This window comes from Micromonospora haikouensis (assembly GCF_900091595.1).
Taxonomy (GTDB): domain Bacteria; phylum Actinomycetota; class Actinomycetes; order Mycobacteriales; family Micromonosporaceae; genus Micromonospora; species Micromonospora haikouensis.
The window spans coordinates 33,832-46,479 of the sequence record NZ_FMCW01000019.1 but is presented as its reverse complement, the minus strand read 5'-3'; the positions used below and the strand labels follow the sequence as shown (position 1 = coordinate 46,479).

Here is a 12,648-nt window from a genome sequence, read left to right as displayed (position 1 = left end):
AACGGCGGCAGGGCGGTCAGTCCCCCGTCGACTGGTCCAGGGAGTCCCGCACGGCCAGGGCGAGCGAGACCGCCTCGGCCAGGTCGACCGGCCGGACCACCCCGGCCGGCAGCGAGTCGGCCCGCCAGCCGGGGCCGGCGGCCAGCACCAGCAGCGGCCGGCGCGGGCTGGCCAGCAGTGCGGTGAGCTGGGCCGGATCGGCGGTGGCCCGGATGTGCGACCAGACCACCACGGCCGCCGGGCCGGTGCGGTTGACCGCCTCGACCAGGGCCGCCGCCGGCACCCGGGCACCGAGCATCCGGTACGCGACGCCGGCCTCGGCCAGCGCGGCGGCGAGCGCCTCCAGCGGCAGGGTGTGCTGCTCCTCGTCGGCGCAGGAGAGCAGGATGCGGGCCGGGCCGGGGGCCGAGGAGGCGCGGGCGACGGCCGCGAACGCCTCCGAGACGCACCGCGACACCAGGTGCTCCACCTCGATGAGGCCGCCCGTGGCGGTGTGCCGCTCGCCGATGCCGACGAGCACCGGGCGCAGCAGCCCCTCCCAGGTGCCGACGACTCCGTCGGTGGCCAGGGCGTGCGCGATCGTCTCCCCGATCGCCACCGAGTCCAGCCGCATGGCGGCGCGGGCCAGCCCTCGGGCCGCCGGGCCGGCCCGACCGACCGGGATGGTCTGCCCGCCGCCGTCGCGCCCGCCGCCCGGCCGGATCCGGTTGGCGACGACGGCGGACGGCTCGCCGCCCGGCCCCGGGGCGGGCACCTGGCGGGCCCAGCGGGCCGCCTCGGCCGGGGTGACCCCTTCGGCGGTGAGCTTGCGCATGATCTCCAAGCGCGCGAGATCGGCCGGCGTGTAGCGCCGGTGGTGGCCCGGCAGGTGCTGGCTGGGGCCCAGGCCGTACCGCTGGTGCCAGGTGCGCAGCGTGGTGACCGCGACGCCCAGGCGGCGCGCCACGGCCCCCGCGCTCAACGCCTCATCGCCCACCCGACCGCTCCGCCGCCTCGTTCACCTCGTCTGCGCAGGGACCGGCCGGGGTCGCGTCGGGGCCGGCGGTGCCCGCCGGCCGGGACGGGCGTAGCAGGCGGTTCACCACCCCACCCAGCCAGGGGGCGTACGCCCGGGGGTCGACGTCGAGGTCGGCCTCCAGCGTCGCCGGGTCGACCCAGCGCAGCTCGGCCACCTCGGCCGGGTCCGGCGACACGGGCAGGTCGGCCGGGACGTCGGCGCGCAGCACGTGGTCGTACTCGAACTCGACCCGACCGGTGGACGGGTCCTCGGCGTAGTAGACGTACACGCCGGCCTCGGTCAGCTCGACGGGCCCGACGCCCAGCTCCTCGCCCAGCCGGCGGTTCGCGGCGGTCACCAGCGACTCGCCCGGCGCGGGATGGCCGCAGCAGGAGTTGGCCCAGCGCAGCGGGAACCGGGTCTTCACGGCGGCCCGGCGCTGCAGCAGCACCCGGCCGTCCGGGGCGACGAGCAGCACGGAGAAGGCCCGGTGCAGCCGGCCGGGCGGCTGGTGGGCGGCGGACACCGTCGCCTCGCCCTGCGCCCGGCCGTCGTCGTCGACCAGCTCGACCAGGTGTTCCTCGCGCACGCTCACCGCACACCTCCCACTACTCGGGCGCTCACTGGCCGTCGCCCGTCACGCGGGCGGCGGCCAGCTTGCCGGAGATCAGGACCATGGGCACGCCGACGCCGGGCTGGGTGCCGGAGCCGACGAACACCACGTTGTCGAGCGTGCGGTGCAGGTTCGACGGGCGGAACGGGCCGGTCTGGAAGAGGCTGTGCGCGGACGCGAACGGGGTGCCGGCGGCCATGCCCTGCTCGGCCCACTCGGCCGGGGTGACCGCGCGCAGCACCTCGATGCCGGCGCCGAAACCGACGTACCCGCGCTCTTCCAGCGTCCCGACGAGCTGGTCGGTGTACCGGCGGGTGAGGTCGCCGCGCCACTCGAACGGGGCCCGGTCGAGGTTCGGCACCGGGGCGAGCACGTAGTACGTGTGCCCGCCGGCCGGGGCGACCGCCGGGTCGGTGCGACTGGGGTTGGTGACCAGCAGGGACGGGTCGGTCATCAGCTCCCCCCGCCGGATCACCTCGTCGAACGTGCCCTTCCAGGATCGTCCGAAGTGGATGTTGTGGTGGGCGATTTTCTCATAGCCCTGCCGCGAGCCGACGTGCAGCACCACGCACGACGGCGAGTAGGTCAACCGGCGTCGCCTGGTCGGCGGGAGCAGGTCGCGGTAGGCGACCGGAAGGTCCGGGTTGAGCACCACCACGTCGGCTCGGACGAACTCGCCGTCGGCGGTGACCACCCCGGTCGCCCGGCCGTTCGCGGTCTCCACCCGGGCCACCGTGGTGCCGTAGCGGATCTGCACGCCGTGCTTCTCGGCCGCGCCGGCCATCCCCCGGGAGACCGCGTGGATGCCGCCGCGCGGGAAGTAGACCCCGGCCACCGAGTCGAGGTACGCGATGACGGCGTAGATGGCCAGCGCGTCGTGCGGGGCGAGCCCGGCGTACATGGCCTGGAAGGAGAAGATCCGCTGGGTGCGCGGGTCGCGGAAGAACTGCTCGATCTTCGTCTGGAGCCGGCGGAACGCGCCGCCGGCCAGCAGCTTCAGCAGGTTGCCGGTGAGCAGGTCGGTGGGGGCGTCCAGGTTGCGTTCGATGAAGTCGGCGCGCTCCAGCCGCCACAGCTCGCGGGCGTAGTCGACGAAGCGCAGGTAGCCGTCGGCCTCCCGGGGCCCGCAGACCGAGGCGATCTCGGCGGCCATCCGGGTGGTGTCGGTGATGACGTCCAGCGTCGAGCCGTCCGGGTAGTACGCCCGGTACGCCGGGTCCAGCGGCATCAGCTCGACCCAGTCGCCCAGCTCCTCGCCGACCGCACCGAGCGCCTCGGCGATCAGGTCGGGCATGGTGAGCACGGTGGGGCCGGTGTCGAACTCGTAGCCGTCGACGCCGAGCCGCCCGGCCCGGCCGCCCGGCACCGCCTCGCGTTCGAGCACGGTCACCTGCCGCCCGCTGCCGGCCAGGTGCAGCGCGCAGGCCAGCCCGCCGAGTCCCGCCCCGACGACCACCACCCGGTCCGTACGTCCGGTCACGGTGCGCACGCGACCACCTCCCTCACGAAGTTGCCCATCATGCCCGCCGCGCGGTGGCGGCGGTGGCGAGGCCCGTCAGCGCGGTGCGCGCGGTCTCGTCGATCGCTGCGGTGTCGAGCGCGGCCAGCGCGTCGGCGACCCGGTCGGAGATCATCCGTTCGACCCGGGCGACCGCGCCGGTGTCGGCGACCAGCTCGGCGAGCCGGGCCACCTCGCGGGCGACGGCGACCCGGCCGGCCCGCTCCAGCGCCCGGCGCTGGTTCGTGGTGGCGAGCTGCCGGGCGAGCATCAGCAGGGCGGTCGGCTTGCCGGTGCGCAGGTCGTCGCCGGCCGGCTTGCCGGTGGTCGCCGGGTCGCCGTAGACGCCGAGCAGGTCGTCGCGGAGCTGGAACGCCTCGCCGACGGCCAGGCCGTAGCGGGTGTACGCGGCGGTCAGCGGCCCGTCGGTGTCGGCGCCGGCCAGGGCCGCGCCGAACAGCAGCGGACGCTGGACGGTGTAGCTGGCGGTCTTGTAGCGGGCGACCCGCAGGGCCCGGTCCAGCGACCAGTTGGCCGCGTCGTTCTCGCCCAGGACGTCGAGGTACTGCCCGGCGACCGTTTCGACGCGCATCTGGTCGTAGCAGCGCCGGACGTCGAGCAGCCGGGCCGGCGGCACGGTGGCGCGCCCGAGCAGCCGGTCGGCCCAGACCATGCAGAGGTCGCCGACGAGCACGGCGACCGCCTCGCCGAACCGGTCCGGGTCGCCGGTGTGCCCGGCGGCGACGTGCCGGGCGGCGGCGGACCGGTGCGCCGTGGGCCGGCCGCGCCGGGTGTCGGAGGCGTCCATCACGTCGTCGTGCACGAGGGCGAACGTGTGCAGCAGCTCCAGGGCCGCGAGCGCCGGCAGCACCGCCGGCAGCGGCTCGTCCCCGCCGGCGACCCCTCGCCAGCCCCAGTACGCGAAGGTGGGGCGCACCCGCTTGCCGCCGGCCAGCACGCAGTCGCGCGCCGTCGCGGCGAATTCGCCCATCGCCGAGTCGATTTCGGCGAGCGTGGAAACCTCGGCGGCGAGGAACCCCGCGAGGGTGTCGTCGACCCCCTTGACCAGGTCTTTCGTGAACGCGGCCAGTACGCCGCGGACCGGATCGTCCGTCGCTTCCGGCTGTGCCGGCGCGACGCGGAGCGCATTACCCGCAACTGCGTCGTTGGCCATGTCGGCGAGCGTACCCTAGGGTTACGAGTTGCGTCGATTGCTGCGTCGAATCCGAGGGAGGGCCGGTGGACGTCGACCTCACCGCTGCCTATGACCGCTGCCGCGAGCTGCACAGACGTCACGGCCGCACCTACTATCTCGCCACCCGCCTGCTCCCCGCTTGGAAACGGCGGCACGTTCACGCCTTGTACGGATTCACCCGGTATGCCGACGAGATCGTCGACCGCACCGAGGACCTGCCACCCGCCGAGCGGGCCACCCGGCTCGACGACTGGTCGGCCCGCTTCCTGGCCGGGCTGGGCGGGGCCCAGGTCGACGACCCGCTGCTGCCCGCCGTGCTGCACACCATCGCCGTCTTCGACCTGGACCGGGCCGACTTCGCGTCGTTCCTGCGCAGCATGGCGATGGACCTGACCGTCACCGCCTACCCCACCTACGACGACCTGCTCGACTACATGGAGGGCTCGGCCGCCGTCATCGGCACCATGATGCTGCCGATCCTCGGCAGCTCCGACCCCGCCGCCGCCCGCGAGCCCGCCCGGCAGCTCGGCCTCGCCTTCCAGCTCACCAACTTCATCCGGGACGTCGCCGAGGACCTCGCGCGCGGCCGGACGTACCTGCCCGACGAGGACCTCGCCAAGTTCGACGTCACCCGCGACGACCTGTTCGCCGCCGCCGCCCGGGGCCGGGCCACCCCGAGGATCCGCGACCTCATCGAGTACGAGGTGAGCCGCGCCCAGACGCACTACGAGGCCGCCGCGCCGGGCGTGACCCTGCTCGCGCCCGCCTCCCAGGCGTGCATGCGCACCGCGTACGCCCTCTACGGCGGCATCCTCGACGAGGTCGCCGCGCAGGGCTACGACGTGTTCACCCGGCGGGCGCTGGTGCCCCGGCGGCGGCGGATGGCGGTGGCCGGGCGGGCCCTGCTCACCCCCGCCGGCACCCCCGTCGTGGTCCCCGGCCCGGCCCAGACGCCCGCCGGCCGATGACGCGTACCGCGATCGTGCTGTTCACCCGCGACCTGCGGGTGCACGACCACCCGGCGCTGGCCGCGGCCTGCGCCGCCTTCGACCGGGTCGTCCCGCTCCACGTGCTCGACCCGGCGCTCGCCGGCCGCTCGCCCAACCGGACGCGCTTCCTGCACCAGAGCCTCGCCGCCCTGCGCGACGCGCTGCGGGAACGCGGCGGCGACCTGGTGATCCGGCACGGCGACCCGGTGGCCGAGACGATCCGGCTGGCCGGCGAGGTGGGCGCCGAGGGGATCGGCCTCTCCGCCGACGTCAGCCGGTACGCCCGCACCCGGGAGCGCCGGCTGCGCGCCGAGTGCGAGCGGCACCGCCTGCACCTGCGCCTCTTCCCGGGCCTCACGGTCGTCGACCCCGGCGCGGTGCGCCCGGCCGGCGGCGACCACTACCGGGTGTTCACCCCCTACTTCCGGGCCTGGCAGGGGGCGCTGTGGCGGGAGGAGTCGGCCCCGCCCGACCGGGTACGACTGCCCGACGCGCTGGCGGCCGGGGCGCGGCCCGACGGTTTGACGGCCGGCTCGCGGCCCGACGGGCTGCCGGTCGGGGAGCTGCCCGCCCTGCCGAAGGGGGAGTCGCCGCACGCCGTGCCGGGCGGGGAGGCCGCCGCCCGCCGCCGCCTCGCGCAGTGGCTGCCCACCGTCGACCGGTACGGCGACATCCACGACGACCTGGCCGGCGACGCGACCTCGCGGCTCAGCCCGTACCTGCGCTTCGGCTGCCTCTCACCGCTGGAGGTGGCGAACCGGGCGGGTGAGCGGGCCGGCGATCCGGGCGGCGCGCGGTTCGGCCCGTTCGTCCGGCAGCTCTGCTGGCGGGACTTCTACTACCAGGTCACCGCCGCGTTCCCCGAGATCGCCACGAAGGCGTACCGGCGGGGGGCCACCGAGGACTGGCGGCACGACCCCGAGGCGCTCGACGCCTGGGCGCGGGGGCGTACCGGCCTGCCGATCGTCGACGCCGGGATGCGGCAGCTGCGCGCCGAGGGCTGGATGCACAACCGGGCCCGGCTGATCACGGCCGGCTATCTGACCAAGGTGCTCGGGCTGGACTGGCGCGAAGGGGTGGCGGTCTTCTCCCGCTGGCTGCTCGACGGCGACGTGGCCAACAACGCCGGCAACTGGCAGTGGGTGGCGGGCACCGGCAACGACAGCCGGCCGCACCGGGGCTTCAACCCGGTGCGCCAGGCGGCCCGCTTCGACCCCGACGGCGCGTACGTCCGCCGCTGGGCGCGCTGAGTGCAAGGAGGGGCCCCTTATTAACGCATTCTGTTGTACAAGGGACCCCTCCTAACCGAACGACGGTCGCCAGTCACCGCGCAGCGACTCGCCCGTGGCCTACCCGGCCCGCAGCGGCAGGTCCGCGAGCACCTGCCAGCCCGCATCGGGCAAGCGTCCCGCCTCGAACCGGCCGCCGAGCAACTGCACCCGTTCCCGCATGCCGATCAGGCCGTAACCGCCGCCCCCGGATCTTCTCGGCCGATCGGTGTGCCGGCCGTCGTCCCGCACCTGCACGCGGACGGTCCCGCCTCCGGCTCGTACCGTCGCGGTGATCTCCTGGGCGTCGGTGGCATACCGACGCGCGTTCGTCACCGACTCCTGGACCAGCCGCAGCACCGTGGTCGCGACCTCCGCCGGTACGGGCTCCGCGAGCTCCACCGTCAGCCGGACCAGGGTGCCGCCGGCCGGGGTAGCCGTCACCGCGTGCAGGTCGGCGACCAGATCCGTGGTCGGCGTCGCCGGCTGCCCGCCGCCCTCGTCGATGTCCTGCAGCGTGGTGACCATCCGCTGCATCGCCGACAGGGCGTCCGCGCCAGCCCGTTCGATCACCGGCAGCACCCGCGCGGGCGCGCCGGGGTCGGGCACCGCCACCGCCTGCGCCGCCTGGGCCTGTACCACCATCCCCCCGATGTGGTGCGCCACCACATCGTGCAGTTCCCGGGCCAGGGCGACCCGCTCACGCAGCTGCGCCGCGACCACCACGGCTCGCCTCTCCCGCGAGTGCCGGGCGTCGCGCGTCCGCAGGTACCAGCCGGCGAGGACGGCCAGAACCGGCAGGACAGCGGCCCAGCCCAGGTCCTGGGGGGAGCCCGGGTGCTCCGGTCGCAGGACCCGGACCGCGAGACAACTGAACAGGGTCAGCCCCACGACACCGGCGGCGGCGGGCCTGGACGACCGGCGGACCACGGCGACGATGACGGCCAGCACCGCGGCGAACTCGGCGCCCAGCAGCCCGCCTGCGGCGGAGAGGAGCGCGACGTCGGCCAGCCGGATCACCACCGACCACACCAGCAGAACCAGCGAGACACCCAGGCCCGCGAGGACCGGCCAACGGGACGCCAGCAGCGCGAGGGCACACAGTGTGAGGGAACTTGGCAGCTCCCACCGCTCGTCGTAGGGCCACATCTCACTCGCCGCGGCTCCGTCCAGAGCCAACGCGAGCAGGAGCAGCCCGGCGAGTGGCCACTCCCAGGTGATCAGACCTCGCCAGTCGAGCCTCACGCCGCCACCACAGCAGTCCTCACCTCGGTCAGAATCCCGGCAGTCGCCGGTGACGATAGCGCGACGGCCATTCACGCCCGTCGACGATGAGCCGTACGGAACCGACGGCCCGTACCGTGTGCTGGGTCCTCCCGGCGGTGGTGGAGGCGCGGGTTGATGGGGGGCCATGGTGTTGGCACCGGTGCTGCGGCAGTGGCCGTTGGTGGTCCTGCTGGTGGTTCTGGCCCTGCTCGACGTGCAGTTCTCGAGGGAACTCGACACCGCGGGCCGGGGGTGGATGGCCCCGGGCATCGTCGTGGTGGCGGCCACGGCGCTCCTGGCGCGGGCTCGGCCGGTCGCCGCGGCGCTGGGTGTCGCGGCCACGCTCGTCGTCTCGTCGGTGCTGCTGCGGGCGGTCGGCGCCGAGATGCCGGGTGGCCTGGCGATGACCGAGATCGCCGCGCTGGCGGTCATCATCGTGGCGGTGGTCCGGCAGGTTCCGGGGATTGCGGCTGCCGGGCTCATCGGGTTGATGCTGGTCACTGGTCTGACGGCGACGCAGCTTCGGCCGCAGTACTGGTCGCTCCCCGAAGGGGCGGCGCCGGAACCGTGGTGGAGTGTGTCGCTGTGGGAGATCGCGATGGTGGTGCTCCCGGTGGCGTACGGGTGGTATCTGCGGGGTCGTGACCGGCAGCGGGCCCGCGCGAGCCGGGCAGCGGTGATCGCGGCGCAGCAGCGTGAGCGGCTGGGCCTGGCGCGGGAGCTCCGCGATGTGGTGGCGCACCAGGTCGGCGCGATGATGGAGCAGGCGCGGGCCGCGCAGGCGCTGACCGCGACGGACTCCGGTGCGGCGGCCAGAGCGCTGCCGGTGATCGAACGGTCTGGCATCGAGGCGTTGTCCGCGATGCGTCGCATGGTCGCCACGCTGCGCGAGGGCGAACAGGGCGCGGGTGTGACGTCGGCGCCGCTGGCCCGGACCACGGACCTGGCGGCCGACCTCCGGGCGATCACGTCGGCCGGCAGTCCGCCGGTACGGCTGACGGTCGATCTTGCCGAACCGGTGGCCGACGAGGTCGCGACATCGGTTTTGCGCCTCGTGCAGGAGTCGGTCGCGAACGCCCGGCGGCATGCCGGTCGGGCACGGGAGATAGTGGCATCGGTATGGACGGAGGAGGGGAACGTCCGGATCGACGTCCACGACGACGGGCGGTCCACCCCGACGAGCGGCAGCCGGCGCGGCGGCGGCTTCGGGCTCATCGGCATGCGGGAGCGGGTGCGCCTGCTCGGCGGCCGGTTCACCGCAGGTCGCACGACCGGCGGCTGGCGGGTGACGGCCGACGTGCCGCTGCGTCGGGCCGAGCGGTAGGTGCGTCGCCGGACAGCCCGTATCATTCGTGCTCGATCGGTGTGATCGAGGACGGGACGGTAGGCAGTGCGGGTCTTGATCGCCGATGACCAGGAGCTGATGCGGGTCGGGTTCCGGATGATCCTGGAGGCCCAGCCGGACATCGCCGTGGTGGCCGACGTCGCGGACGGGCGAGCCGCGGTCGATGCGGCACGTCGGCTGCGCCCCGACGTGTGCGTACTGGACATCCGGATGCCGGGCCTGGACGGACTGCAGGTCACCCAGCTGCTCGCGGGTCCCGATGTGGCCGATCCGATCCCGGTCGTCGTCATCACCATGTTCGACGACGACGAGTACGTGGACACCGCCCTGCAGTACGGGGCGAGCGGATTCCTGCTCAAGGACTGCGGACCGGCCCTGTTGGTCGAGGCGGTCCGCGCGGCCGTACGTGGCGACACTCTGGTAGCGCCGCAGGTCACGGTGCGGCTGCTGCGTCATTTCCGGCATCGGCCGCAGGCCCGGGCGACCGCACCGGCGGAAGCCCTGACGGAGCGGGAGGGCGACGTCGTGCGGGCGGTGGCACGGGGGTTGACCAACCAGGAGATCGCGGGCGAGCTGTTCGTCGCGGTGTCCACCGTCAAGACGCACCTCGCTGCCGCGCAGTCGAAGCTCGGTGTGCGCAACCGGGTCGAGGTGGCGTCCTGGGCGTGGCGCGCGGGTCTCGTCGACGTCTGACAGGTTCGCGCAAGGCGATCTCACCAACCGCGGCCGGGCCGTGCCGGCCCCGTTGACGCCCCCGTACGCCTCCACCTTTCGGTGGAGACACGGTGCCTGATCTCCGCCCAGCGCCGAGCCGGTGCCGGCTCACGGACGGAAGGCAGCGCGGCCGCCGTTCGGCAGTCTCTAGGGCATGAACCCGACACCGCCGTACGAGGCGAGCACGCCTGCCCACTGGCGCCACACCCGTTCGTTCGTCATGGGGGCGGTCCTCGCCGCCGCCACTCTGCTCACCGGCTGCACCAGCGATCAGGACACGACCGCCGCCCCGTCGGCCACCCCCGCTCCGGCCACGTCGCCGGCTGCTCCCGCGGCTCCCGACGAGACCTCGGCCGCGTCGGCCCCTGCCGTGCCGAGCGGAAGGGCCACCACCGCCGCTCCGGCCAGGACGACGACCAAGGCGAGGGCCGTCTCGGACCTGTCCGGACTCCGCATCACCGGCATCAAGCCCGGCAAGAGTGTTCTGATCGACGTCGCCGACGACGGCGTGGATCGCTTCCTCCAGGTGGGCCGGGCAGGGGTCGACTTCACCGGGACCGGTCGGACGGACTCCACGATGATGTCCCTCCACCCGGCTGCGGTGTCGGCGGAGAACCGGGTGGTCATCAAGCCGCCGTTCTGGGACGAAGAGGTCGGCTCCGGGTACTGCGTCGCGGACACTGCCGGCGCCGCGCTGAAGCTGGAGAACTGCCAGGACGGGAAGGCGTCGCAGGTGTGGCGGGTGGTCCTGGCGGGTGACTCCGGCCTGTTCGAACTGCACGGCGCCCACGGCGTCATCGGCGTCAAGGACGGCCACATCACGGCCTCCGGCGACGGGCACACCGGCCTGCAGGTCCTGCCGTACGCCAAGTGACGACCCTCGGTGGCCCGTCACGGTGACAGGCCGGCACCGCCGGACCGGCCACCCGCAAGACGATCCAGTTCACAACGACAGAAAAGGTAGGGAAATGGGATTCTCGGTCTACTTGGCGCTGTTCGCGGTGGCGGCATCCGCAACCGTCTTCCTCGTGGCCCGCAGGCGCCTGAGCCTCGGTGCCGCGTCGGGGCTGTCGGCTCTCACGTTCCTGGGCATCGCCGTGGCCGCCATCATGTGGGTGCAGGTAGCCATCAGCAACATGGACGGCTGAGCGCGATTGGACGCGAGACCACGCGAACCGCCAGCCGGATCGGCGTACGACAGGTCGGCGCACCCGTTCAGCCACGGCAGGGGCCCGGCGGCCCGCAGATGCGGGAACTACCGACCTCGCGGTGGCCCACGGTCCTCCGGTGCGGAATGCTGGTCCGATGGCGGAACCGGAACTGGTGGACGTGGTCGTGCTCGGGCTCGGGGTCGGCGGCGAGGAGGTGGCCGGCCGGCTCGCCGAGGCCGGCCTGAGCGTCGTCGGCATCGAGCGGCGGCTGGTCGGCGGCGAGTGCCCGTACTGGGGGTGCATTCCGAGCAAGATGATGATCCGGGCGGCCAACGCGGTCGCCGAGGCCCGGCGGGTCGCCGAGTTCGCGGGCGAGGCCGACGTACGCCCCGACTGGGCCCCGGTGGCGAAGCGCATCCGCGAGGAGGCGACCGACAACTGGGACGACCGGGTCGCCGTGGAGCGGTTCACCGGCAAGGGCGGCCGGTTCGTGCGGGGCAGCGGGGCGCTCGACGGGACCGGTCGGGTCCGCGTCGGCGACCGGGTCTTCCAGGCCCGGCACGGCATCGTGCTCGGCACCGGCACCCGGCCCTTCGTGCCGCCGCTGCCCGGGCTGGCCGACACGCCGTACTGGACGAACCAGCAGGCCATCGAGGTCGAGGAGCTGCCGGCCAGCCTGCTGGTGCTCGGCGGTGGCGCGATCGGGCTGGAGCTGGCCCAGGTCTTCGCGCGGTTCGGCGTCGAGGTGACCGTGCTGGAGGCGTCGGGCCGGGTGCTCGCCGTCGAGGAGCCCGAGTCCTCCGAGGTGGCCGCCGCCGCCCTGCGCGCCGACGGGGTGCGGATCGCCACCGGGGTACGCGCGGAGCGGGTCGACCACGACGGGCGGGCGTTCACGCTGCGGGCGGTGGGCGGGGCCGAGTTCACCGCCGAGCGGCTGCTCGTGGTCACCGGCCGCCGGGCGCACCTCGGCGAGCTGGGCCTCGACACCGTCGGCGTCGACCCGGGCCAGCGGTTCCTCGCCGTGGACGACCGGATGCGGGCCGCCGACGGGATCTGGGGCGTCGGCGACCTGACCGGGGAGGGCGCGTTCACCCACATCGCCATGTACCAGGCGGCCATCGTGGTCGCCGACGTGCTCGACCACGTCCGGCGGGCGCGGGCCGGCGCGGACGCGAGCGGTGCCGCCAGCGCGGTCGGCGGCGCGGCGCGCACGGAGGGCACCGGGATCGCCGGCGGGGTGCCGCACGCCGACTACCGGGCGCTGCCCCGGGTCACCTTCACCGACCCCGAGGTCGGCGCGGTCGGGCTCACCGAGCGGCAGGCCCGCGAGCGGGGCATCAACGTGCAGGTCGGGGTGAGCCGGCTCGACTCGTCCACCCGGGGCTGGATCCACCGGGGCGACGGGTTCGTCAAGCTGGTCGCGGACGCCGACCGGGGGGTGCTGGTCGGGGCCACCTCGGTCGGCCCGGCCGGCGGCGAGGTGCTGTCGGGCCTGGTGGTGGCGGTGCACGCGGAGGTGCCGCTGAGCCGGCTCCGGCACATGATCTACGCGTACCCGACGTTCCACCGCGCCATCGAGACCGCCCTGCGCGACCTGAGGTAGCCGATCGAC

Annotated in this window: 12 protein-coding genes; 7 read left to right on the top strand and 5 right to left on the bottom strand. The window is 74.4% G+C overall.

Features of this window, described 5'->3' with window-relative positions; translation table 11 throughout:
* Positions 1–16: 16 nt before the first annotated feature.
* From GA0070558_RS19880 to GA0070558_RS19865, 4 genes are read right to left on the bottom strand one after another with little or no spacing between them, the layout of a single operon-like run.
* Positions 17–976 (bottom strand): MerR family transcriptional regulator, encoded by a 960-nt coding sequence (locus GA0070558_RS19880; RefSeq protein ID WP_091282485.1) that lies wholly within the window; start codon positions 974–976, stop codon positions 17–19.
* Positions 966–1,592, bottom strand: coding sequence for an isopentenyl-diphosphate Delta-isomerase (gene idi / locus GA0070558_RS19875; protein WP_091282481.1), 627 nt, complete (start codon positions 1,590–1,592; stop codon positions 966–968). The genes GA0070558_RS19880 and idi overlap by 11 nt, the downstream gene beginning before the upstream one ends.
* Before the next feature lie 25 nt (positions 1,593–1,617).
* On the bottom strand, positions 1,618–3,099 hold the full coding sequence (gene crtI / locus GA0070558_RS19870) for a phytoene desaturase family protein (RefSeq protein WP_091282478.1): 1,482 nt from the start codon (positions 3,097–3,099) through the stop codon (positions 1,618–1,620).
* Positions 3,100–3,127: 28 nt separating this feature from the next.
* The gene (locus GA0070558_RS19865) at positions 3,128–4,282 is read right to left on the bottom strand and encodes a polyprenyl synthetase family protein (RefSeq protein ID WP_091282475.1); all 1,155 of its coding nucleotides are present in this window, start codon (positions 4,280–4,282) and stop codon (positions 3,128–3,130) included.
* A gap of 65 nt (positions 4,283–4,347) precedes the next feature.
* On the opposite strand from GA0070558_RS19865, the gene GA0070558_RS19860 reads away from it, so the two are divergent.
* Both GA0070558_RS19860 and GA0070558_RS19855 read left to right on the top strand, forming a co-directional pair.
* The gene (locus GA0070558_RS19860; protein ID WP_091282471.1) at positions 4,348–5,271 is read left to right on the top strand and encodes a phytoene/squalene synthase family protein; all 924 of its coding nucleotides are present in this window, start codon (positions 4,348–4,350) and stop codon (positions 5,269–5,271) included.
* Positions 5,268–6,542, top strand: a complete 1,275-nt coding sequence (locus GA0070558_RS19855) for a cryptochrome/photolyase family protein (RefSeq protein WP_091282468.1) — start codon at positions 5,268–5,270, stop codon at positions 6,540–6,542. Before GA0070558_RS19860 ends, GA0070558_RS19855 begins: the two co-directional genes overlap by 4 nt.
* Positions 6,543–6,641: 99 nt before the next feature.
* On the opposite strand, the gene GA0070558_RS19850 is transcribed toward GA0070558_RS19855, so the two are convergent.
* The gene (locus tag GA0070558_RS19850; protein ID WP_091282465.1) at positions 6,642–7,805 is read right to left on the bottom strand and encodes a sensor histidine kinase; all 1,164 of its coding nucleotides are present in this window, start codon (positions 7,803–7,805) and stop codon (positions 6,642–6,644) included.
* 166 nt (positions 7,806–7,971) lie between these two features.
* Between GA0070558_RS19850 and GA0070558_RS19845 the strand changes: the two genes are divergently transcribed.
* From GA0070558_RS19845 to GA0070558_RS19825, 5 genes are all read left to right on the top strand, one after another.
* Positions 7,972–9,150, top strand: coding sequence for a sensor histidine kinase (locus GA0070558_RS19845; RefSeq protein WP_091282462.1), 1,179 nt, complete (start codon positions 7,972–7,974; stop codon positions 9,148–9,150).
* Positions 9,151–9,216: 66 nt separating this feature from the next.
* The gene (locus GA0070558_RS19840; protein WP_256092031.1) at positions 9,217–9,864 is read left to right on the top strand and encodes a response regulator; all 648 of its coding nucleotides are present in this window, start codon (positions 9,217–9,219) and stop codon (positions 9,862–9,864) included.
* Positions 9,865–10,039: 175 nt separating this feature from the next.
* Positions 10,040–10,759: a hypothetical protein gene (locus GA0070558_RS19835; RefSeq protein ID WP_091282460.1), complete on the top strand. Its 720-nt coding sequence runs from the start codon at positions 10,040–10,042 to the stop codon at positions 10,757–10,759.
* A gap of 94 nt (positions 10,760–10,853) precedes the next feature.
* Positions 10,854–11,033, top strand: a complete 180-nt coding sequence (locus tag GA0070558_RS19830) for a hypothetical protein (protein ID WP_091282457.1) — start codon at positions 10,854–10,856, stop codon at positions 11,031–11,033.
* A gap of 157 nt (positions 11,034–11,190) precedes the next feature.
* Positions 11,191–12,639: a dihydrolipoyl dehydrogenase family protein gene (locus GA0070558_RS19825; RefSeq protein ID WP_091282455.1), complete on the top strand. Its 1,449-nt coding sequence runs from the start codon at positions 11,191–11,193 to the stop codon at positions 12,637–12,639.
* Positions 12,640–12,648: the final 9 nt, after the last annotated feature.

Coding starts and splice junctions, on each gene's coding strand:
- GA0070558_RS19865 (WP_091282475.1), bottom strand. CDS start 4,282: ATGGCCAACGACGCAGTTGCGGGTAATGCGCTCCGCGTCGCGCCGGCA.
- GA0070558_RS19855 (WP_091282468.1), top strand. CDS start 5,268: ATGACGCGTACCGCGATCGTGCTGTTCACCCGCGACCTGCGGGTGCAC.
- GA0070558_RS19845 (WP_091282462.1), top strand. CDS start 7,972: ATGGTGTTGGCACCGGTGCTGCGGCAGTGGCCGTTGGTGGTCCTGCTG.
- GA0070558_RS19835 (WP_091282460.1), top strand. CDS start 10,040: ATGAACCCGACACCGCCGTACGAGGCGAGCACGCCTGCCCACTGGCGC.
- GA0070558_RS19830 (WP_091282457.1), top strand. CDS start 10,854: ATGGGATTCTCGGTCTACTTGGCGCTGTTCGCGGTGGCGGCATCCGCA.
- GA0070558_RS19825 (WP_091282455.1), top strand. CDS start 11,191: ATGGCGGAACCGGAACTGGTGGACGTGGTCGTGCTCGGGCTCGGGGTC.